The organism is Soehngenia sp., assembly GCF_055108775.1.
The window spans coordinates 1-23,587 of record NZ_JBSQIL010000015.1 but is presented as its reverse complement, the minus strand read 5'-3'; the positions used below and the strand labels follow the sequence as shown (position 1 = coordinate 23,587).

Annotated in this window: 23 protein-coding genes; 21 read left to right on the top strand and 2 right to left on the bottom strand. The window is 31.2% G+C overall.

What is annotated here, in order from left to right; translation table 11 throughout:
• Positions 1-11 precede the first annotated feature (11 nt).
• The 20 genes from ACTB1H_RS03525 (at position 12) to orr (ending at position 20,701) form a co-directional block, all read left to right on the top strand.
• The gene (locus ACTB1H_RS03525) at positions 12-437 is read left to right on the top strand and encodes a septum formation initiator family protein (protein ID WP_463261454.1); all 426 of its coding nucleotides are present in this window, start codon (positions 12-14) and stop codon (positions 435-437) included.
• A gap of 11 nt (positions 438-448) precedes the next feature.
• Positions 449-2,431, top strand: coding sequence for a penicillin-binding transpeptidase domain-containing protein (locus tag ACTB1H_RS03520; protein WP_463261453.1), 1,983 nt, complete (start codon positions 449-451; stop codon positions 2,429-2,431).
• A 93-nt stretch (positions 2,432-2,524) separates the two neighbouring features.
• Positions 2,525-3,487, top strand: coding sequence for a phospho-N-acetylmuramoyl-pentapeptide-transferase (gene mraY, locus ACTB1H_RS03515; RefSeq protein WP_463261452.1), 963 nt, complete (start codon positions 2,525-2,527; stop codon positions 3,485-3,487).
• A 12-nt stretch (positions 3,488-3,499) separates the two neighbouring features.
• The gene (gene murD, locus ACTB1H_RS03510; RefSeq protein ID WP_463261463.1) at positions 3,500-4,855 is read left to right on the top strand and encodes a UDP-N-acetylmuramoyl-L-alanine--D-glutamate ligase; all 1,356 of its coding nucleotides are present in this window, start codon (positions 3,500-3,502) and stop codon (positions 4,853-4,855) included.
• A 5-nt stretch (positions 4,856-4,860) separates the two neighbouring features.
• Positions 4,861-6,000 (top strand): putative lipid II flippase FtsW, encoded by a 1,140-nt coding sequence (gene ftsW / locus ACTB1H_RS03505; RefSeq protein ID WP_463261451.1) that lies wholly within the window; start codon positions 4,861-4,863, stop codon positions 5,998-6,000.
• Positions 5,984-7,090: an undecaprenyldiphospho-muramoylpentapeptide beta-N-acetylglucosaminyltransferase gene (gene murG, locus ACTB1H_RS03500; protein ID WP_463261450.1), complete on the top strand. Its 1,107-nt coding sequence runs from the start codon at positions 5,984-5,986 to the stop codon at positions 7,088-7,090. Before ftsW ends, murG begins: the two co-directional genes overlap by 17 nt.
• A 28-nt stretch (positions 7,091-7,118) precedes the next feature.
• A complete protein-coding gene (locus ACTB1H_RS03495; RefSeq protein WP_463261449.1) occupies positions 7,119-7,847 on the top strand; it encodes a cell division protein FtsQ/DivIB in 729 nt (242 codons plus the stop codon).
• 12 nt (positions 7,848-7,859) lie between these two features.
• On the top strand, positions 7,860-8,582 hold the full coding sequence (locus tag ACTB1H_RS03490; protein ID WP_463261448.1) for a DUF881 domain-containing protein: 723 nt from the start codon (positions 7,860-7,862) through the stop codon (positions 8,580-8,582).
• Positions 8,583-8,598: 16 nt separating this feature from the next.
• Positions 8,599-9,315, top strand: a complete 717-nt coding sequence (locus tag ACTB1H_RS03485; protein ID WP_463261447.1) for a DUF881 domain-containing protein — start codon at positions 8,599-8,601, stop codon at positions 9,313-9,315.
• A 13-nt stretch (positions 9,316-9,328) separates the two neighbouring features.
• Complete coding sequence (locus ACTB1H_RS03480; protein WP_463261446.1) at positions 9,329-9,682, top strand: small basic family protein; 354 nt, start codon at positions 9,329-9,331, stop codon at positions 9,680-9,682.
• A gap of 27 nt (positions 9,683-9,709) precedes the next feature.
• A complete protein-coding gene (gene ftsZ / locus ACTB1H_RS03475; protein WP_463261445.1) occupies positions 9,710-10,810 on the top strand; it encodes a cell division protein FtsZ in 1,101 nt (366 codons plus the stop codon).
• Positions 10,811-10,852: 42 nt separating this feature from the next.
• Complete coding sequence (nrdR, locus tag ACTB1H_RS03470) at positions 10,853-11,311, top strand: transcriptional regulator NrdR (RefSeq protein ID WP_463261444.1); 459 nt, start codon at positions 10,853-10,855, stop codon at positions 11,309-11,311.
• Positions 11,312-11,324: 13 nt separating this feature from the next.
• Positions 11,325-12,737 carry a sigma-54 interaction domain-containing protein gene (locus ACTB1H_RS03465; RefSeq protein WP_463261443.1) on the top strand — a complete coding sequence of 471 codons (1,413 nt, stop codon included), beginning with the start codon at positions 11,325-11,327 and terminating at the stop codon, positions 12,735-12,737.
• 140 nt (positions 12,738-12,877) lie between these two features.
• A complete protein-coding gene (gene ord / locus ACTB1H_RS03460) occupies positions 12,878-13,930 on the top strand; it encodes a 2,4-diaminopentanoate dehydrogenase (protein WP_463261442.1) in 1,053 nt (350 codons plus the stop codon).
• Positions 13,931-13,956: 26 nt separating this feature from the next.
• Positions 13,957-14,268 (top strand): 2-amino-4-oxopentanoate thiolase subunit OrtA, encoded by a 312-nt coding sequence (ortA, locus tag ACTB1H_RS03455; protein WP_463261441.1) that lies wholly within the window; start codon positions 13,957-13,959, stop codon positions 14,266-14,268.
• On the top strand, positions 14,261-15,679 hold the full coding sequence (gene ortB, locus ACTB1H_RS03450) for a 2-amino-4-oxopentanoate thiolase subunit OrtB (RefSeq protein ID WP_463261440.1): 1,419 nt from the start codon (positions 14,261-14,263) through the stop codon (positions 15,677-15,679). Before ortA ends, ortB begins: the two co-directional genes overlap by 8 nt.
• Before the next feature lie 7 nt (positions 15,680-15,686).
• Positions 15,687-16,052 (top strand): ornithine aminomutase subunit alpha, encoded by a 366-nt coding sequence (locus tag ACTB1H_RS03445; RefSeq protein WP_463261439.1) that lies wholly within the window; start codon positions 15,687-15,689, stop codon positions 16,050-16,052.
• Positions 16,052-18,268, top strand: a complete 2,217-nt coding sequence (gene oraE, locus ACTB1H_RS03440) for a D-ornithine 4,5-aminomutase subunit OraE (RefSeq protein ID WP_463261438.1) — start codon at positions 16,052-16,054, stop codon at positions 18,266-18,268. Before ACTB1H_RS03445 ends, oraE begins: the two co-directional genes overlap by 1 nt.
• Positions 18,258-19,634, top strand: coding sequence for a GlmL-related ornithine degradation protein (locus tag ACTB1H_RS03435; protein WP_463261437.1), 1,377 nt, complete (start codon positions 18,258-18,260; stop codon positions 19,632-19,634). Before oraE ends, ACTB1H_RS03435 begins: the two co-directional genes overlap by 11 nt.
• Positions 19,635-19,636: 2 nt before the next feature.
• The gene (gene orr, locus ACTB1H_RS03430; protein WP_463261436.1) at positions 19,637-20,701 is read left to right on the top strand and encodes an ornithine racemase Orr; all 1,065 of its coding nucleotides are present in this window, start codon (positions 19,637-19,639) and stop codon (positions 20,699-20,701) included.
• 14 nt (positions 20,702-20,715) lie between these two features.
• On the opposite strand, the gene ACTB1H_RS03425 is transcribed toward orr, so the two are convergent.
• On the bottom strand, positions 20,716-21,237 hold the full coding sequence (locus tag ACTB1H_RS03425; protein WP_463261435.1) for a hypothetical protein: 522 nt from the start codon (positions 21,235-21,237) through the stop codon (positions 20,716-20,718).
• Between the two features lie 5 nt (positions 21,238-21,242).
• Complete coding sequence (locus ACTB1H_RS03420) at positions 21,243-22,076, bottom strand: glycosyltransferase family 8 protein (protein WP_463261434.1); 834 nt, start codon at positions 22,074-22,076, stop codon at positions 21,243-21,245.
• Positions 22,077-22,233: 157 nt separating this feature from the next.
• Between ACTB1H_RS03420 and ACTB1H_RS03415 the strand changes: the two genes are divergently transcribed.
• Positions 22,234-23,559: a replication-associated recombination protein A gene (locus tag ACTB1H_RS03415; RefSeq protein ID WP_463261433.1), complete on the top strand. Its 1,326-nt coding sequence runs from the start codon at positions 22,234-22,236 to the stop codon at positions 23,557-23,559.
• Positions 23,560-23,587: the final 28 nt, after the last annotated feature.

Sequence of the window (23,587 nt, the reverse complement as noted above, 5' to 3'; positions counted from 1 at the left end):
GAGGGGCTTAAATGATTGCTGAAAAAATTAATTATGAACGCATTGAAGAGCCTGCGGAGAAAAAAATAGAAAAAAAAGTACAGAAGAGATCTGTTGTCAATAAAACAAGCTATATTTTAGTCTCTATTTGCTTTCTTTTATCTTCTATATTTTTGCTTAAAGGATATTCAGATATTCAAATAATGAGATATGAGATAAATCAGCTTCAGAAACAAAAAAACAATCTGACCCAGCAAAAAGAAGATCTCTATGTAAGATTGGAAGGCTTAAAGAATAATCAAGAGATTGGGAAACAAGCAGAAGAATTATTGGGCATGAGTTATCCTGATAAAGATCAGATAGTATACATAGCTGTAGATGATTCAAATGAAATAAATCATTATGGCTTTAAAGATAGAATAAAAGTTGTTATAGGTTTTTTTCTAGCACATATTTGAGGTGACTAAAGATGAAAAATCCAACCAGACTAAATATTAGACGATTAAAGTTTGCTATTATAATAGTATCTTTAGTCGTGTTTTTTTTATTTTACAAATTAGCAAAGATACAGTTAGTAGAGGCAAATGATTTAAAAAAACAAGCAATGAGACAATGGACAAAATCACTTGAAATAGAGCCATTAAGAGGAATAATATATGATAGAAATGGTAAAAAGTTAGCAATAAATGCTCCATCCTATACAGTTTGGGCATATATTGCAGAAATTGAAAATCCTCAAGAAGTAGCAGAACAACTTTCTCCTCATTTAGAAATTAGTGAAGAGGAAATTCTAAAGCTCATTACAACTGGTACAAATATGAGGAAATTAAAACAATCGATTTCGTTGGAACAAGCAGAAGCTATAAAAAGCTTAGGCATAAAGGGAATTACAATAACAGAGGGTACAAAAAGATATTATCCTTTAAATAATTTAGCTTCCTATGTATTAGGATTTACAGATATTGACAACAACGGTCAGTACGGAGTAGAAAAGAGCTATAACTCTTATTTGAAAGGCACCCCTGGTTTATGGATAAAATCAACAGATGCTGTAAATAGACAACTACCATTTGATGGAGAAATAATTTATGACGCCCAAAATGGAAACAATTTAATTTTGACAATAGACGAAAATATACAACGATTTGCTGAAGAAGCAGCATATGAGGCATTAGTTAACAATGACGCAAAAAGTGTAAATGTTATAGTAATGGATCCAATGACTGGTGAAATTTTAGCAATGGCAAACAAACCTGACTATAATATAAATTCTCCAAGAACTCCAATTGATGAACAAACTAAAATGGATTGGGCTAATTTGGATTCAGAGCAATTGCAAAATGAGTGGTTTAAATTATGGAGAAATTACTCAGTCAATGATTTATATGAACCTGGTTCCACTTTTAAAATTATAACAGCAGCTGCAGCTATAGAAGAAGGTTTAGTAAATCAAAATACACATTTTCATTGCAATGGATTCTACAGAGAAATACCAAATGTGACATTAAGATGTGCTAAATGGTATGACCCTCATGGAGATCAGGATCTTTATGAAGCATTTGCTAATTCATGCAACATAGCATTTATCAATATGGCAAACATGGTCGGGAAGGAAACTATGTTAAAGTATATAAAGGCATTTGGGTTTGGAGAATTAACGGAAATAGACTTAATAGGAGAACAAAGAGGAATAATTCCAATGCAACCAAAAGATATTAGTGATGTTAATCTTGCTACTATATCATATGGACATAGTGTTGCTGTAACTCCAATTCAAATGATAAATGCTTTATCTGCAGTTGCTAATGGTGGGTATTTAATGACACCACATGTTGTTAAAACAATAATAGACGAAGATGGAAATATTGTAAAAAACAATTTACCAGAAATTAAGAGGCAAGTAATATCTCAAAGCACTAGTAAAATTATGCTCGAAATGCTAGAAAAGACTGTTTCAGAAGGAACTGGAACAAAATCATATATACCTGGTTATAGAGTAGGTGGCAAGACTGGAACTGCAGAAAAGATAATAGATGGGAAATATGTTCAAGATAAGTATATATCATCGTTTGGCGGAGTAGCTCCAGTTGAAAATCCAAGAATTGCAGTTTTGTTTATAGTTGATGAACCATCTGTAACTTATTATGGGGGAACAGTTGCAGGTCCCTATGCTAAAGATATTATAGAAAAGACTTTAGAATATTTAGGTGTACCCAAAGAAATGTCTGAGGAAGAAATAGAAGAAAACACTGAAGAATTAATAATGCCTGATCTAGTAGGATTGACATTACTAGAGGCTAGCAAATTACTTAATGAATTAAACATAAAATATGTACTAGAATATAAAAATATTTCGCAAGAAAGTATAGTTTCTCAGCAATTTCCTCTTGCAGGTCAAGAAATAGACACAAATACAATAGTTGATTTGTATTTTGAAGAAAGCAAACCATAAAAATATAATTAATAAAAGATACTAGTAATAACATAACTTTTTTTATATAATATACAAGTAAACTATTATAACTATTACACAAGGAGAAGCTATATGAATTTTCAGATACGGATTTTTTTAAGCATTATATTAGGATTTACATCGAGTATTCTAATTGGCCCCAAGATAATAAAAATTTTATCTCAAATGAAAGCTAAACAAAGCATTCGGGAAGATGGGCCAGTATCACATTTGGCTAAATCAGGGACGCCTACTATGGGCGGATTAATATTTTTAATTGGATTTCTAATCTCATATATTTTATTTGGATATAAATCAATTGATGATGCTATGGTTATATTAATTGCATTAGGATTTGGATTAGTTGGGTTTTTAGATGATTATTTAAAAGTTAAATTGAAAAGAAATCTTGGATTAACTGCAGTTCAAAAAATAATTGGCCAACTTATATTTTCTATTATTTTGATAATATATTATATGAGAAGTAATCAAAATCCAACACAGTTTTGGATTCCTTTCACAGAGGCAAGATTTTTAGATTTAGGAATCTTAACTATTCCATTTTTATTAATAGCTATCTTGGGAACGGTAAACGCAGTAAACTTAACAGATGGATTAGACGGGTTAGCAAGTGGAATATCTTCAGTATTTTTTATAGTATTTTCATATATATGTTATTCTATTGGCTTAAATAATTATGTTATTATTTGTTTATCACTAGTTGGAAGTTTGATTGGATTTTTAGTTTTCAATCGTCATCCAGCTAAAATATTTATGGGAGATACTGGCTCATTAGCTTTAGGAGGAGCTGTTATATCAATTGCTTTATTATCAAACAGATTGTTGTTAATTCCTATAGTTGGAGCTATATTTTTCTTAGAAGCATTATCTGTAATTATTCAGGTTTCTAGTTATAAATTAACAGGCAAGAGAGTTTTTAAAATGGCACCTCTTCATCATCATTTTGAACAATTAGGTTGGAGAGAGGTAGATGTTGTTCATGTTTTCTGGTTTTCAAGTATTATATTTGGGCTTATTGGGATATTAAGCATATAGGAAGTGTATAAAATGATAGTAGAAAACAAGAATGTTTTAGTATTGGGTTTAGGATTAACTGGAATTTCTGTAATTAATTTCTTAAAAACAAAGACAAAGCATATCTATGTATATGATGATTTGCCTTATAAAGAAATACTTAAAAAATTACAGGAATCTAAAATAGATGATGTCATGGTATTGGATTCAAAAAGCAAATTAATATCTAATATGGATTTAATTATAACAAGTCCTGGTTTTCCACCATATCATGAAGTCATAGTAAGAGCTAAATCATTTATGATTCCAATAATATCAGATATCGAATTAGCATATCACTATAGAAAGAGCTCAAATATTTATGGAATTACAGGTACAAATGGGAAAACTACATCAACTGTATTATTAACAGAAATCTTAAAACAAGAAGGTTTTAAAGCTAGTGCCTTAGGAAATATTGGTTTTCCAATAATTGATAAACTTACAAATGCAGAAGAAGATGAGCATTTTGTTATTGAATTAAGTAGTTTTCAACTAGAATATACCAATGATTTCAAACCTAAGATAGCATTAATCCTCAATATAAGTGAAGATCATTTAAATTGGCACGGCTCTATGGATAGCTATATAGCTTCAAAGGCTAAAATATTTGCTAATCAAAATGAAGATGATTTACTTATTCTAAATTATGATAATGAAATTCTAAAGAAAATTAAATTAAATAATAAACCTAGATTATTGTATTTTAGTCTGAACAGTATTCTAGATGAAGGCGTTTTTTTAAGAGATGATAGTATTGTATACAAATTTGGCTCACAAGAAGAAAAGATAATAGATATCAATAAAATCAAACTACCAGGCAAACACAACCTAGAAAATATATGTGGTGTCTTGGCTATTTGCAAGTATTTAGGGATATCTAACAAATCAATTGAATCAATACTTACTACTTTTAGAGGGGTAGAGCATAGAATTGAATATGTAACAACAAAAAATGATGTTGAGTATTATAATGATTCTAAAGGGACTAATGTAGATTCAAGTATAAAAGCGGTGGAAGCTTTAAGAGGACCTATTATTTTAATAGCTGGAGGGTATGACAAGAATTCCGATTATTCAAAGCTTATAGAAGCTCTAAAAGACAAATGTAAAGCATTGGTAGTATTAGGTCAGAACAAGGATAAAATCAGAGAAACTGCATTGATGAATAATTTTTATAATATATATATTGCGGAAGACATGAAAGAAGCTGTTGAGATAGCATCTAGTTTAAGTTCACCTAATGACCAAGTTCTCCTTTCTCCAGCAAGTGCTAGTTGGGATATGTATAAGAACTTTGAAGAAAGAGGAGAGCATTTCAAAAAAATTGTAAATGACATTATGGAGTGAGTTTAATGAAAAATAAAATTCAAAAACATGAACCTGACTTTTATATATTATTTTCAACCATAATGTTAGTTTTTATCGGAGTAGTTATGGTATATAGTGCAAGTTCTCCTAAAGCTTTGGCTGATTTTGGAGACCCACTACATTTATTCAAAAGACAGTTTATTTGGGCTATAGTTGGACTTAGTGTAATGATATTATTAATGAATATAGATTATCGTATTTTGAAGAAAAATGCTGGAATTATTTATTTAATAACAATATTATCTGGATTATTGATTTTTACTCCTTTAGGCATTGAATTAAAAGGGGCTAGAAGATGGATTAATTTAGGCTTTACAACTTTTATGCCTTCAGATGTCATAAAACTTGGAAGCATAATATTTTTTGCATCATTTTTAGAAAACAAGAAAGAAAAGGTATCTACATTTAGAAATGGGTTAATCCCTGCTTTTTTAATAATTGGATTATCCACTGGATTAGTATATTTACAAAAAGATTTAAGTACTTCTGCAACAGTAGCAGGGACAATGATAAGCATGTATTTTATTGCTGGAATGCCATATTATGTAATATTTATATCTGGTTTAGCATCTGTTGCATTCTTAAGATTTGCTATTTTTTCTGAGGGCAATGAGTATAGGTTAGAGAGAGTTAAAGCATTTAGAGATCCATTTGCTGATAAATTAGGAGATGGGTATCAAATAGTTCAGTCTCTCTATGCATTAGGCTCTGGCGGGTTATTTGGAGTAGGACTTGGAAAGAGCAAACAAAAATTTTTTTACATACCGGAAGCATATAATGATTTTATTTTTTCCATTATAGGAGAAGAGTTAGGTTTTGTTGGGACAACATTTGTAATTGCTCTTTTTTTTATAATCATAATTAGAGCATTCAAAGTAGCCATTAACTCACAAGATAGATTTGCATTTTTTGTTGCCAGTGGGATTGGTTTTTTAGTAGCTATTCAATCATTAATGAATATTGCTGTAGTTACATCATCTATACCAGCTACTGGAATAAACTTACCATTTATTAGTTCTGGTGGAACATCTTTGATATTTTATTTAGCAAGTATTGGAATACTACTTAATATATCAAGATATACAATAAAAGATAGGAGCATTAAAAATGAACATAATAGTTAGCGGAGGCGGAACTGGAGGTCATATATATCCAGCTATTTCAATAGCAAAGAAACTTAAAAAAAGATTTAACGATAATATAAATATATACTATGTGGGAACTCCAGATGGAATGGAGAAGGAGTTAGCAACTAGAGAGGGATTTAATTACAGAGAAGTAAGAGTAAAGGGAATGCCAAGAAATTTAAGCATACAGTCCATCAAATCATTAAAAGAATTGATACTCGGACTAATAGATTCTAGAAAGATTATAAAGGAATTGAAACCTAATCTCATAATCGCCACTGGTGGATATGTATGTTTTCCAATTGCATATATGGGTAAGATTTATAATATACCTATTTGTATTCATGAACAAAATGCATATCCGGGTATTACAAATAAAATACTATCCAGATATGCTGATAAGATATTTATTACATTTAATGAGTCTAAGAGATACTTCAAACACCCTGAAAGAACTATACTCACAGGCAATCCAATTAGAGAAGAGTTAATGACGATTGATAAAAGAGAAGCTTATGCTTACTTTGGATTTGACGAAAACAAACCTGTGATTGTTTCTTTTGGAGGTAGTGGAGGACAAGCTAGTTTAAATGATGCAATGATATTCTGTATTGATGAAATTTCAAAAGATGATGAAATTCAGCTAATTCATATTACAGGAAAAAAACATTATGACAGCTTTCTTAATAAACTAGAAAATTTAAATATAAAGATAAATAATAATATAAAAATATATCCTTATCTTTATGAATTGCCTAAAGCAATGAGCATTGCAACATTGATTATTACAAGTGCAGGGGCTATAACATTAGCTGAGATAAGTGCTCTTGGGAAAGCTAGTGTTTTAATTCCAAAAGCTTATACCGCAGAGAATCATCAAGAATATAATGCAAAAGTATTTGAAGATGCTAAAGCAAGTATAGTAATTAAGGAACAGGATTTAAGTGGAGAAGAACTTATTAAAACAATATTTGGATTAATTAAAGACAAAGATAAACTTTCAGATATGGGAATTAATGCAAGCAAACTTATGGATATTAATGCCACAGACAATATAGTTGAGGAATTAATCCAATATTTAAGATAGTAGGGATCTTATGAACAAATTCACTAGAGTGGAAAAGAAGAGAAGAAAGAAAAGGATAATAAGAAGGGTATTTTTAATTGTTTCTTCTTTGTTAATTGCATATAACATACTTATAAGAATTGATTATTTTAATATTAAAGAAATAACAATTAATGGCAATAGTCATTTAAATGAAACAAAGATTATTGATAAGGCAGAAATTAATATTGGAGATAGCTTATTTAAAGTGAATAGATTTAGCATAAGCAACAATATAAAAACTATAGGATATATTGAAGATGTAAAGTTAAAGAAAAAACTTCCTAACATATTAGAAATAAATATACAAGAACGTATACCTTATGTGGAAATATTAACTAATGATATTTATTATGTTTTTGATTCTCGGGGAATATTACTAGAAAAAAGAAATGAACCATTAGGAGGTATTACTTTGATTAGTAATTTTCCAATAGGTGAAATCAATGAAGGTCAAGAGCTAGAATTAGATTACAGAAATTTTTTGGATATATTTAATGATGAAAAAACAATAGAAGTTGTAAATAGAATTAAATATTTCGATTTAGAAGACAATCAAAATATAAAAATTATTCTAGATAAAGATATTCCTGTAGAATTTGGATCAATCTATAATATGAAATATAAACTTCTAGAACTTGGTGAAATAATAAAAGATATTGAGAAGAAAAATATTCCCACCAAAATGATAATAATGAACAAAGGGGAATATCCAATCCTAGTAAGAGACGATTATTAAGGAGCAATTGAAATGAATAAAAAAATAGAAAAATTAGCAATTATTGGCGTTTCTTTAGTATTAGGATTGATTTTATCAATCCAATTTAAAACCATAAATAGCACTGTAGGCAATGGGGTATTACCTACTCAAAGAGCACAGGAGCTAGCTAACGAAGTATCAAAACTAAAAAGTGAAAAAGAATTGTTGAGCAAACAATTAGAAGAGTTAGAAAAGAAAATCGATCAATATGAAAAAGAAGGAATTTCTAATGATGCATATGCTGAAAATTTATATAAAGATGCCATGAGATATAGAATGTTAGCTGGTTATACTGATGTTCATGGACCTGGAATCATATTAGAAATAAATGATCCTCCTGTTGATCCACAAATGTCAGATAATTATGGAATAGTTGATGAGCTGGATTTATTATTACAGGTGATAAGCATATTAAATGCAGCTGATGCTGAAGCAATAAGTATAAATGATCAAAGGTATACTTCTTTTACTGAGATAGTAAGAGCAGGAAATCATATTGAAATAAATGGTGTATCAACTGGAGCTCCTATTGTTATAAAAGCAATAGGCAATCCTGATACTTTAGAATCAGCACTAAATATAAAATGGGGGATTGTATGGCAACTAAGAAATTATGATTATGTTGTCAATTTAACTCAAAGTCAAGATATAAGGATAGATAGATATAGAAAATCTAAAGAATTTATCTATGCAAAGCCAGTAGAAGATCAATAATCAATGGGGAGATAATATGAAAGATTTTAACCCGAAAATTGTAATAGCAGTTTTTAGCATTTTAGTAGGAATTTTGTTGGCTTCTCAGATAAAAATGAATATTCAAATGGTTACTCCAGTAACTATTGAGTCTATAAAAAGACTTGAGCTTGAAGTCAAAGCATTAAGAAATGATATAGATGACTTAAAATCTAATATAGAAGAAAAGGAAAGGTATTTAGGATTAATTGAAAATGCGAATTATGGAGATAGCAATATAATAGACGTACTAGAAGATGAAAAAGAAAAAAACATGATGTTAGCAGGTTATAAGTCAGTTGAAGGGCCTGGGATAGAAATAGTGATGTTTGATAATATTAATTCAGACGAATTGTCCTTTGATTTTAATGATGGTATAATACATGATGTAGACATGCAAAACATTTTAAATGATTTGAGAGTAGCTGGAGCAGAAGCAATCAGTATTAATGGTGAGAGGGTCTTAGCTTTTTCGGATATTAAATGTGCAGGGCCAGTTATAAGAGTAAATGGTAGGAGCTTAGGAACGCCATTTATAATATCTGCGATAGGGGATCCAAAACTTTTAATGGCTGCAATTAGTGCTCCAGGGACTTATTCTGATATGCTTACAAGAGTTTATGGTATTGGAATACAACCATATATGAAAGATAAACTCATCATACCAGCTTATAGTGGAGATTTTACTTTTGTATATGCAAAGACAGTTCAATAAGGAGAGTGTGTAAATGGTATATGCTTTGATTGGAGTTCTTATAGGAGTACTAATAGGATTTTTACTACCATTCACTTATAACTCAGCTTATACTTTATATGTATCAGTTGCAATTTTGGCATGTATGGATTCTATATTTGGAGGGATAAGGTCAAATTTAGAGGGTAAATTTGATGCTACTATTTTTATATCTGGATTTATCGGGAATGCAATATTGGCAGCACTTCTAGCATATATTGGTGACAGACTCGGTGTACCATTATATTACGCAGCAATTTTTACATTTGGAAATAGATTATTTGATAATTTTGCTAAAATAAGAAGAATTCTAACTTCAAAGAGAAAAGATATTAAAGTAAAAAATTAGAACGACTATATGAATGGGGGAAAAGGTATGTTCGATTTTGATGTTGATGTAGAACAATTTGCGAAAATTAAGGTTTTAGGTGTAGGTGGAGGCGGTAATAATGCAGTCAATCGAATGATTGAATCAGGAGTTAGAGGTATAGAGTTTATTGCTTTAAATACGGATAAACAAGCCCTATATTCCTCAAGAGCAGAAATAAAAATTCAATTAGGAGAAAAAATAACTAAAGGATTGGGCGCTGGTGCTAATCCTGAAATAGGAGCAAAGGCTGCAGAGGAAAATAGAAATGATATTCTTGAATCTTTAAAAGGCGCAGATATGGTGTTTATTACTGCGGGAATGGGTGGAGGTACTGGGACCGGTGCTGCACCAATAGTTGCGCAAATAGCTAAGGAGTTAGGGATCTTGACTGTTGGGGTTGTGACTAAACCATTTACATTTGAAGGCAAGAAAAGGTTGACTCAAGCTGAAAAAGGGATAGAAGAATTAAAAAATATAGTGGACACATTAGTTACTATCCCAAACGATAGACTTCTTCAAATCTCAGATAAAAAAACATCTATGGCTGATGCGTTTATGATGGCTGATGAGGTTCTTAAACAAGGGATTCAAGGGATTTCTGATTTGATTTCTGTACCAAATCTAATAAATCTTGATTTTGCAGACGTAAAGACAATAATGTATGACAAAGGGATTGCTCATATGGGTATAGGCATTGCAAAAGGAGATAATAGGGCACAAGAAGCTGCTAAGCAAGCAATAACTAGTCCTTTATTGGAAACTTCAATAGAGGGTGCAAAATCTGTATTGTTAAATATAACAGGCAGTAGAGATTTAGGCATATTTGAAGTAAACGAAGCAGCTGATATAATAAGACAATCAGTAGATCCAGATGCCAATATAATATTTGGAGCTGGAATTGATGAAAGTATGAACGACGAAATAAAAATAACAGTTATAGCTACAGGTTTTCAAAATGAACGTATAATAAACAAATCTACTATCTCTAAAGGCGGCAATCTATTCAATTCAAATAAGGCTCAAGATAATGGCGAAAGAGTCGAAACAATAAATCTAGAAGATTTAGACGTTCCAATCTTTTTAAGACGTAGGGATAGAAACAAATAGATAAAATTTATTTATATTTTGATTTCTTTGATGGAGGGACTTATGAAATGTCCATATTGTGATTTTCCTGAATCTAAAGTCGTAGATACTCGACCAACAGACGAGGGGCAATCTATACGAAGGAGAAGAGAATGCATAAGATGTGGCAAAAGATTTACTACCTATGAGAAGATTGAAGAAGTTCCTGTCATGGTAGTAAAAAGAGATGGAAATAGACAAGCATATGACAGAAATAAGCTTATGAATGGGATAATTAAAGCCTGTGAAAAGAGACCTGTACCAATGAATGTAATTGAAAAAATAGTTGATGAGATTGAGAAAACAATATTTAATTCTCTTGAGAAAGAGATAAAATCAACAGACATTGGGGAAATGGTAATGAAAGAGTTGAAAGATGTCGATGAAGTTTCTTATGTGAGGTTTGCATCAGTTTATAGACAATTTAAAGATGTGAATTCATTTTTGGATGAGCTAAAAAAGTTGTTAGATGATAATGAATAGATTGGGTGGTACCATGACTAATATAATGGATTCTATTTTACTGCAAAATATTTTGCAGTATGGGAATATAGGAATTCATGCTATTGATAATAACAGAAAAACTATAGTTTATAATTCAACTATGGCTCATCTTGAAGGTTTAGAGATTGAACAAGTAATTGGCAAGGACTTATTTGAGATTTTTCCTAGTTTAAATGAAGAAACCTCGACGTTGATTAGAGTATTAAAGCTAGGCGAACCTATTTTAAACAGCACTCAAACCTATTTAAATTTTAAAGGACATTCTATAACTACAATTAGTACTACATTGCCTTTAATAAACAATAGAAAAATAATTGGAGCTGTTGAATTAGCTCAAGATCTAACAAATACAAAAATTCTCTCAGACCAATTATTAGAACTACAGAGTGTATTAAAAAGAGATAACAGCAATATCAAACCATTGATAAGAAAATATAGCTTAAATAACATAATCGGTCAAAATGAAAAATTAATTTCAGCAAAAAAGATCGCAGAAAAAGCTTGCCAATCACCTTCTAGTGTTTTGATATATGGCGAAACAGGAACTGGAAAAGAAATGTTTGCACAAAGCATTCATTACAATGGGATTAGAAAAGACAAAACATTTATTGCTCAAAATTGTGCAGCAATTCCAGATTCTTTACTAGAAGGAATATTGTTTGGCACAGAAAAAGGTGGATTTACTGGGGCTATAGAACGAGAAGGTATATTTGAACAAGCTAATGGTGGAACTTTATTACTAGATGAGATAAATTCTATGAGCCTAACACTTCAGGCAAAGCTTCTAAGGGTGCTTCAAGAAGGTTACATAAGGAGAGTGGGAGGAATAAAAGATATTCCTATAGATGTTAGGATAATTGCTACCACAAATGAAAATCCTTTAGAGAGCATAAATAAGGGAACATTAAGAAAAGATCTGTATTATAGACTAAATGTAATTAACATAAACATTCCTCCTTTAAGAGAAAGACTAGATGACATTGAATTATTAACATACTATTTTATAACTAAATACAACAGAATATTAAACAAAAATATTAACAGAGTTTCTAATGATGTATTAAGTGATTTTAAAAAATATCATTGGCCCGGGAACGTTAGAGAACTTGAGAACTTTATTGAAGGAGCCATTAATATGGTTTCAATTGAAGACAAAGCATTAAATAGAGAAGATTTTGTTACCTCAAATTTTATAAATAATACTACAGATAATATCGTTTTTAACAATTTAGACAATCAAGCTTTACCCGATTTTATGGATTCCATAGAACAAAGAATAATTAATGAAGCATTAAAAAGAAATAATTTTAATATAACAAATACTGCTAATTATCTGGGTATAAAGCGACAAACGTTACAAGCAAAAATAAAAAAATATAAAATAATGCAAAATAATTTGCACTAAACGCAAAATATTTTGCATTATTTTTTTCTATTTTTATATTAAACCTTTATTTAAGGCTTAATAATCTAAATATTTTGTTTAAATTAATGGCATGAAATTTGCATAAATATATATTGTATAAAAATTTTCGGAGGTGTCTTATGAGAAAGGAAAACGTTAAAGTAATAATTTGGGGTTTAGGTTCAATGGGAAAAGGTATGGCAGAAATGATACTTAATAAAAAAGGAGTAGAAATTGTAGGGGTAGTAGGAAGAGGAGAAAAAGTTGGGAAAAGCATGTATGATTATTTAGATGTAGAGAGAGGAGACAGAAAAGACGTAATAATCGGAGAATATCAAGATGTTATTACTGAAAAAGCTGCAGATGTTGTTATAGTTGCTACTGATTCATTTACAAGAAAGACATTTGATAAAATCAAATTTATATTAGAAAAAAAGATAAATGTTGTTTCCACAGCAGAAGAAATGGCATATCCATATGCACAAGAACCTGAATTGGCTAAAGAAATTGATAGAATCGCTAAAGAAAATGGGGTATCAGTTTTAGGCACAGGAATAAATCCTGGATTAATTATGGATTTATTAGTAATTACTTTAACAGGAGCTTGTATGGATGTAGAGAGCATAAAAGCAGAAAGAATTAATTCGTTATCTCCATTCGGGCCTTCAGTAATGAAAGAGCAAGGAGTTGGAATAAGTTTAGAAGAATTTAACAGAAGACTTGAGGAAAATACATTAGTAGGACATGTTGGTTTTCCTGAATCCATTAATATGATAGCTGATGCATTAGGATGGAAATTATCTAAGGAAATTGAACAATACAGAGCTCCAATAGTAAGTGATGTATATAGAAAATCTCCATATGCAGAAGTTCAGCCTGGAGATGTTGCTGGTTGTGAGATGAAGGGTTATGGATATGTTGATGGAGAATTAAAAATTGAGATGCTACATCCTCAGCAAATAGAACCTCAATTAGGAGGAGTTCAAACTGGTGATTATATTACTATAAAAGGTACTCCAGATATTAATATGTCTATAGTTCCAGAGATTCCTGGTGGTATTGGTACAATAGCAATGTGCGTGAATATGATTCCACATGTCATTAATGCTACTCCTGGTTTAAAAACAATGATAGATTTGCCAGTTCCAAGAGCAATCATGGGAGATATGAGAGAAATGATAAAAGAAGACTAAGAATGATATGTGAAAGGAAGATACAAATGGATGCAAAAAAAGGAGATTGGGTCAGAATTCATAAAATAATTCTAACACCAGAACAAAGGTCCTCAAATTTGCCTGAAGATACTAGAAATGTTCCCCTTGAAATGTGGGATAAGGGATTTTTACTAAATGAAGAAGCAAATATTGGAGAAGAAGTAGAGATTGAAACATATATAGGGAGGAAAGTAACAGGAACACTTAAAGAAGTAAATCCTTATTGGGGACATGACTTTGGAAAATGTGTGCCAGAAATATTATATATCGGAAGACAAGCTAGAGAATTGCTGGAAGAAGGTGAAGAAAATGAGTAATAGCTATGAAGAAGTGATGTCTAGAAAAAGTGAGATAATGAAAAAATCAGTAGGAATTGATTATAGTATTTTTGAATCGGGTTCAATTGCTTTTGATTATGAGAGAATGATGAAAGAAACTGGTTATTCTCTTCAAGAAATAGAAGAAATTCAAAAGCAAACTTCAGTAGGGTCTACACCTTTATATGAATTAAAAAATATTACTAAATTAGCTAGAAAATTTTCCGAGCCTGGAAAAGGAGCAAGAATTTTCATTAAAGATGAGGCTTGCAATCCTTCTGGTTCTTTTAAAGCAAGGCGTGCTGCTACATCTGTATATCATGCACAAAAGCTTGGATATAAAGGGGTAATTGCTGCAACATCAGGTAATTATGGAGCAGCTGTTGCATCACAAGCTGCTATGAGAGGACTAAAATGTATTATAGTACAGGAATGTTATGATTCAAAAGGAGTTGGACAACCTGAAATAATTGAAAAGGCTAGAGCTTGTGAGGCATATGGTGCAGAGGTTGTTCAGTTGTCAGTTGGCCCAGAACTCTTTTACTCATTTTTAGCTTTGTTAGAAGAAACTGGATATTTCAATGCATCTTTATATACGCCATTTGGAATAGCTGGTGTAGAAACGTTAGGTTATGAAATATCTATGGATTTTAGACAAAGAGAGGGAAAAGATCCTGATGTTGTAGTAATAACAAATGCAGGTGGCGGAAATGTAACAGGTACAGCTAGAGGTTTAATCAAAGCAGGTGCTTATGATACAAAAATTGTAGGTGCTAGTGTTAATTTAGAGGGTCTCCATATGGCAAGTGACACTCAATTTAATAAAAAATCATTTACCACAGGGCATACAGGTTTTGGCATACCATTTGCAACTTGGCCAGATCGATCTGATGTACCTAGATCTGCAGCAAGACCACTAAGATATATGGATAGATATGTAACTGTAAATCAAGGTTCTGTTTTCTATATGACTGAATTATTAGCACAAATTGAAGGTCTTGAAAGGGGTCCGGCTGGGAATACTGCGTTGGCTGCTGCATTCAGTTTAGCTCAAGAGCTTGACGAAGATAAGATAATAGTAGTTCAAGAGACCGAATACACAGGCGCGGGAAAACACATTTTGCCTCAATTGACATTTGCTAAAGAAAATGGCATTGAACTAATAATTGGGGATCCAAAAGAAGAAATTCCTGGTAAAAACATAGTATTGCCTAAAGATCCTAGCTATATGCAGATTACAGAAGTAGATTTAGACAAGATCAAGAAATCTTATATTAAAAATTGTATTGCCAATTATAAAGTTGAAAATGTAACTAAAAGTGATATAGAATTTTTAGCCCAAGATACTAAATCAAGCATAGAATATGTTATTAATGTACTAAGAGAACTAAATGTTAACGTAGAAAGGTAGTGGAAAAATGAGAAGAGAAGATGACTTTGAAGAGAGAAGAAAACATTTAGCGAATATGTCAGAATCAGAACTAGAAGCCTATTTTTGGGAATTAGCAGAAAAAATAGTTGATCCATTAGTTGATTTAGCATATAATCACACAACACCTTCGATAGAAAGAAGTGTATTGTTAAGAATGGGATTTTCAAGCATAGAAGCAAAAAGTATTGTTGAAAATGCGATAGATAGAGGCCTTATTGGAAAAGGTGTGGGAAATATTGTATATAAATATTCAAAACATAAAGGCTTAGGAATAAGAGAAGCGGGATTAAAATTAATAGATTCAAATTCATGGGATGAGGTAAAACCTCTATTTAATGGAGGTGCAAATTAATGGAACTTAAACCAAATGAAAAATTAAACATAAAAGAGATTTTAAAGGATTTAGAGAATTATAGACCTAAAAGAAGAGGCTGGCATTGGAGAGAAGGAGTTGGAGAAGTTAGGAAAATAGGTAAATTTGACTATTATGAAACATCAGAAAACTTAGTACAAAGTCAACCTCTTCCAGCAGCAAAGTATTTTGATAATATCGATCCACAACCTGCTCCAGTCATAACTACAGAAATAGCATCAGGTCGTTTTGAAGATGATATAAGAAGAATGAGAATGGCTGCATGGCATGGTGCAGATCATATAATGGTAATCCGTACTGCTGGACAATCTCACTTTGAAAGCTTGATTGAAGGCACACCACAAGGTGTCGGCGGTATACCAATTAGTAGAAAACAGGTAAGAGCCCAGAGAAAAGCTTTAGATTTAATTGAAGAGGAAGTTGGAAGACCAATTAATTATCACTCATATGTATCAGGAGTAGCAGGACCAGAAATTGCTGTTATGTTTGCAGAAGAAGGAGTTAATGGAGCTCATCAAGATCCTCAATACAATGTATTATATAGAAATATAAACATGGTGAGATCATTTGTTGATGCAGCAGAAGCAAAAAAAGTTATGACTTGGGCTGATATAGCACAAATTGATGGTGCTCATAATGCAAATGCAACGGCAAGAGAAGCTTGGAAAGTAATGCCTGAATTAATGGTGCAGCATGCTTTAAACTCAATGTATTCTGTAAAAATAGGCATGAAAAAGTCAAATATATGCTTGTCAACTGTTCCTCCAACTGCACCACCAGCGCCTTGTATGAGATTGGATTTGCCTTATGCAATAGCTTTGAGAGAGCTATTTAAAGAATACAGAATGAGAGCTCAAATGAACACAAAGTATATGGAATCATCTACTAGAGAAGCTACTGTAACACATGTGCTAAATTTATTGATTTCAGAACTTACTTCAGCAGATATTCAATCCACAATAACACCAGATGAAGGTAGAAATGTACCTTGGCATATCTTTAATATTGAGGCTGTTGACACAGCTAAGCAAGCTTTCAACGGAATGGATGGATTGATGAAAATGATAAAGGTAGATAGAGAAGGCGAATATCTATCTACAAAAGTTAGAGAACTTAAAGAAAGAGCCGTTTTATTTATGGAAGAAATATTAGAAATAGGTGGATACTTTAAAGCTGTTGAGGAAGGTTTCTTTGTAGACTCTGGATATTATCCTGAAAGAAATGGTGATGGGATTGTCAGAAAAATAGATGGAGGGGTTGGTGTAGGAACAGTATTTGAAAGAGATAAGGAATACATGGCACCTGTAACTGCTCACTTTGGATATAACAATCTAGAACAATATGGGCAAGAATATGTTGATAATCCTTCCTTATTAATTGATGGTTCTACATTTGAAAAACCTGAAAAAATCATATTTATTGATGAACTTGATGAAACAGACAATGTCAATGTAAGGTTAGAAGAAGTTAAAGACTTGTTGAATACTAATCTCATTAAGCCTGAAATGGAATGGCTTGGAGATGGAGTAGTTTTACTAACTATGTTTTTGCCAACTGATATCCGCACTGCTGAATTTGCAGCACTAGAAATTGGGAAAAATTTAAATTTAAAAGATTGTGAAGTTATTCATAGGGAAGTAATGCAACAAGCAGAAGGAACTAGAATTGAGTTAAAAGGAAGAGTTGATTTTACAATAGATATATCTAAATTAGTCATTCCTCCAAAGCCAGAGGAAATGAGTGAAGATGAAATAAGAGCTGAGATATCTAAAAAACCAATGAAAGTTGTTGCAGCTACAGTTGGAGAGGATGAGCATTCAGTTGGATTAAGAGAAATAATTGATATCAAACATGGAGGAATAGAAAAATATGGCATTGAGTGCCACATTTTAGGGACTTCTGTTCCAGTAGAAAAATTGGTTGATGCAGCAATAGAATTAAATGCAGATGCAATTTTAGTCTCGACAATTATCTCCCATGATGATATTCACTACAAGAACATGAAGAAGCTAAATGATTATGCTATTGAAAAAGGAGTTAGAGACAAGTTGATAATTGTTGCTGGTGGAACTCAAGTGTCCAATGAAATGGCAGTAAAAAATGGAATGGATGCAGGATTTGGAAGAGGAACAAAAGGTTCTCATGTTGCTACATTCCTTGTCAAGAAAAGACGTGAGATGGAAAATGAAAATTGATTTATTAGTTGCTGAAATAGGAAGCACCACAACTGTAGTGAATGCATTTGACAATATAAAAGTAGCCCCTGTTTTTCTTGGACAGGGGCAAGCTCCTACCTCAGTATTAGAAGGCGATGTAAACATTGGCTTAAAGGGTGCCATTGAGGATTTTAAACGAAATAATGGTATTTCAGAACTTAAATACAATGAACTCATCGCAACAAGTTCTGCAGCAGGCGGACTAAAAATGACTGTACATGGATTGGTCTATGACATGACAGTACGTGCTGCAAAAGAAGCTGCTTTAGGAGCAGGAGCGAATATAAAATATATTACATCAGGTAGATTGAGAAAATCCGACTTAAAAAAGATTGAAGAAATAAAACCCAATATAATATTGATAGCAGGTGGCGTTGATTACGGAGAAAGGGACACAGCTCTTTACAACAGTGAATTGATAGCAAGCTTAAACTTAGATATACCAGTAATATATGCAGGAAATATAGAAAATCATGATGAAATAAAGGAAATATTTAAAGACACAAAAACAGAACTGTATATAGTAGAAAATGTTTATCCAGAGATTGATCAATTAAATGTAGAGCCAACTAGAAAAATAATACAACAAGTTTTTGAAAAACATATAATCCATGCACCGGGAATGACAAAGATTAGAGAAATGGTAAATGGAAACATAGTACCAACTCCTGGAGCAGTTATGAAAGCCTGTGAGTTACTATATGAACAAATAGGAGATCTTGTTGCTATCGATGTTGGAGGGGCAACTACTGATGTTCATTCTGTAACTGATGGAAGCGAAGAAATCAATCGAATGCTTATCAGCCCTGAACCTAAAGCTAAGAGAACAGTTGAAGGCGACTTAGGTGTATATATAAATGCTAAAAATATAATTGAAGGAATAGGCAAAGAAGTTTTAGCTAAGAAATTAGGGGTATCTTATGAAATATTAGAAAATTTGATTAATAATATTAAACCAATACCAGAAAATCAAGATGAAATTAAACTTATTGAATTGTTGACAGAGTATGCTTGTGTAACTGCGGTAAAACGCCATGCAGGTGTTTTGAAATATTTATATGGACCTTCTGGCAAGATGACCTTCGCAGAAGGCAAAGACTTAACGAGTGTTAAATATATTATAGGAACTGGAGGAGCTTTAACGAGGTTGCCAGGTAGGTTAGAAATATTAAAGAATATTCCACATAATAATAGTGGAATGGAATTATTGCCAAATCCAGATGTCCAGATTTTAATTGACAATTATTATATAATGGCATCTCTTGGAGTTATGTCATATCGCTATCCTGAGGCAGCTTTGAAATTACTTTGTGAAAGTCTAGGCATAAATATGAAAGGGGAATAAATGTGTCTTATCCAAGAGTTATTATTGATACAAAGAAAATTGAGTCAAATGTATCAACTTTGGTTTCATTAGCAAAAAAAGAAGGAATAACTATAGCTGGAGTTACCAAAGGGTTTTGTGCTTATCCAGAAATTGTAAAAGCATATATTGATGGGGGAGTTGATTTTCTAGCTGATTCTAGGATAGAAAATTTAAAAAAGATAGCACATTTTAATATTCCTAAAATGATGCTTCGTTTACCTATGATATCTCAAGTTAAAGAAACAGTAGAGTACTCAGACATATCATTAAATTCTGAGTTAGATACTATTTACGCACTAAACGAAGTCAGTGAAAGTCTTGGAAAAGTTCACAAAATTATCCTTATGGTAGATTTAGGTGATTTGAGGGAAGGCTATTTTAAGAAAGATGAATTATTTGATGCCGTTGAAGAAATACTAAAATTAAATAATATCACTCTTTACGGATTAGGAGTTAACCTAACTTGCTATGGTGGAGTTATACCTAAAAAACATATACTGCAAAGACTAGTAGATTATAAAGATGAAATAGAAGAAAAATTTGAAATAAAGCTAGAAATGTTATCAGGAGGCAATTCAAGTACAGTACATTTATTAGGTACAGGTGAGATCCCTGATCAAATTAACAATTTAAGATTGGGAGAATCAATAATATTTGGGACAGAATCAGCATATGGTAGACATATTGACGGGACTGATAGCTCAGCATTTCAATTAGAAGCAGAAATAATCGAAATAAAAGAAAAACCATCTGTTCCAACAGAAGAAATTGGTAGAGATGCTTTTGGAAATGTTCCTACTTTTGTTGACAGAGGAATAAGAAAGAGAATTATTTGTGCAGTTGGCAAGCAAGATATAGATTTAGACAGTATTTATCCATTGGACAAAGATTTAATAATACTAGGAGGAAGTTCTGATCATACTATTATAGATGGCTCAGATTCAAAGATAAATTATAGTGTAGGGGATATAGTAGCATTTAATCTTCATTATGTAAGCATGTTAAGAGCAATGACATCAGAATATATCGAAAAAATTATAATATAGGGGATATTTATCCCCTATTTTTTTAGCATATTCACATCTGAAATTTTTTCTATGACTTTTTCTTTTATAAAACCATTTGAGGTTTCGTCATAAAAATAATCTGTTACAGTAAAGCTAGCTGTTCTAGGGCTTAAAACGGTTATGGTGAATATTTCATTTTCAATGTATACATAATAGTCAACTTTACCTAATTGAACATATTCGTCAAAAATAACATAATCTTTATTCTCATCATGGACGATAAGCTTGAATATTTGACCATCATCCCACATTATTTCTCCATTACTGTCTTTTTGAGCAGATGTATATAGAGAAATTTCTTCATCTACTTCATCTTTATCAAAATCGTAAATAAATGAGTCTAATAAAGTTAGTTCAGACACATTTACTTTTTCTTGTGAATATACGATTTCTTTAGTTTCATCAATAGGTTTATTGGTTTCTTCATTTTCCAAATCATCATTTACACAACCGAATGCCATTAAAATTGGGAAAATAAACAATATAAAAAATTTAATGACACTATTTATCTTCATTCTAGTCACCTCTGATTTCTATTTTCTAGCTTTTCTACTTGTTTTTGGTAATGCTTATACAATGAATAGAATTCACCACTATACGGCTTTTTCCAGGGTTTCTTTTTACCGCAAAAGTGGAGTATTACAGTTTTATCAAATATATAATCCATGTCAACCTTGCCTTTGCTTAAGAACTTATAATAAGAGTAAAATCTAGTATCATAGTTATATAGAGTTTCATCCATATTTTTGATATTTTTAGAATATAAAGAATTTAAAACATCTTGATCAGGCAATACTAATACAGCTTTATTCTTTTCTATAAAATTATATATTTCATCTTCGTTTATTCTTTTTCTTTGCAAATTGAGATTCATCATTAAAACACCAGAGTTGTAATATTCTTCTATTTGATAATTTAGTAGCCTTATTCTATTGATTCCCTTTATGAAAATTTTATTATGATAGCAAGCAGCAAAAAGGTTATTTTCAAAATCAACATTATATAATTCATTTATCTTATTTATTACCAATATATCAGGATCTAAGTAAAGAATTCTTTCCATTTCTTGAGGAAGGTATTTATGTGCAAAAAGACGATAATACATTTCCTCACTGTAATATGACAAAACTGGTGCGTTTTTAAAATCATCATTAGGTATTTTAATGGGAATTAATGAATTATTAGGCCAATTTTTTACAATATAATTATTCAATTCTTCAAGCTCAATGTCAGGTATTCTAGAATGCATTAAATAAATCTTAAAAGTATTTTCTTCATTGTTATAAAACAAAGAATAAAGCATAACTTTCAATGGATTGATATAATTTGAGTCTAAACAGACCAAAATATTCAAGGGTAACATCTCCTTGTATAATAATTTTATGATATAACAACTATATCTAATCCTTATTATACACAAAAGATTACCACAATGATAGAATATATTAATAAATTTAACTATATGTCATTTTATGATATAATAATATAATTAAAATTTAGTTGGTGAAATTATGGATTTATTTTCAATGTCTATGGATAATTTTTTAAGAAAGAATGCCCCACTAGCAGATAGGCTAAGACCAAGCAATATAGAAAATTTTGTTGGACAAAGTCATATAATTGGGGAAGGGAAGTTTTTGACAAGAGCAATAAAAGCGGATAGGATAACTTCGATGATTTTTTATGGACCTCCAGGTACAGGTAAAACTACATTAGCAATGGTTATTGCTAATTCGACCAATATGAATTTTGAAAAACTCTCTGCTGTAACCTCAGGGGTAAAAGAAATTAGAGATATAATGAATAAAGCAGAAGAAGCTCTGAAGCTTAACAATAAAAGGACAATCCTATTTATAGACGAAATTCATAGATTTAATAAATCACAACAAGATGCTTTATTGCCTTTTGTAGAAAAAGGAATTATAATTCTTATAGGTGCGACTACTGAAAATCCTTATTTTGAAATAAATAAAGCTCTATTATCTAGAATGATGGTATTGGAATTGAAGCCTTTAAATAGAGACGATTTGGATGTATTGTTAAATAGAGCTTTAGAAGATAAAGAGTTCGGTTTAGGAAGTTTTAAAGTCGATATTGATAAAGAAGCCAAAGAATACTTAATCACTGTTGCTGATGGAGATGCTAGGGTTTTGTTAAATTCATTAGAAATAGGGGTTTTGTCAACTGACCCAGGTGATGATGGAATAAGATATATATCTATAGAGGATATAAAAAATTCAATTCAAATAAAATCTTTTAAATATGATAAAGGGTCAGATGAACACTATGACACTATTTCTGCTTTTATAAAGAGTATGAGAGGTTCAGATCCTGATGCTACTGTATATTATCTAGCAAAAATGCTAAATGCTGGAGAAGACCCTAAATTTATTGCAAGAAGGATTATAATTGCTGCATCTGAAGATGTTGGTAATGCAGATCCTAATGCTATTGTTATAGCCACAAATGCATTTTATGCAGTAGATGCCATAGGAATGCCGGAAGGAAGGATTATTCTGTCACAGGCAGCAATATATGTTGCTTGTGCTCCAAAAAGCAATAGTTCATATTTAGCGATAGATTCAGCATTAGAAGATATAAGGAATAGTGATTCGTTTGAAATACCTATTTATTTAAAGGATTCTAGTTATTCGGGAGCAAAAGCCTTAGGACGTGGAGTTAACTATAAATATCCGCATAACTATGAAAATCATTATGTCGAACAAGATTATTTACCAGCTAATCTCTCTGGCAAAATCTACTATAAACCTACTGATTTGGGTTATGAATCAGTCATAAAAGAAAGATTGAATTTTTTAAAAGGAAAGAAGAAATAATAACAGGCTCTGTAAACTAAATATGAAA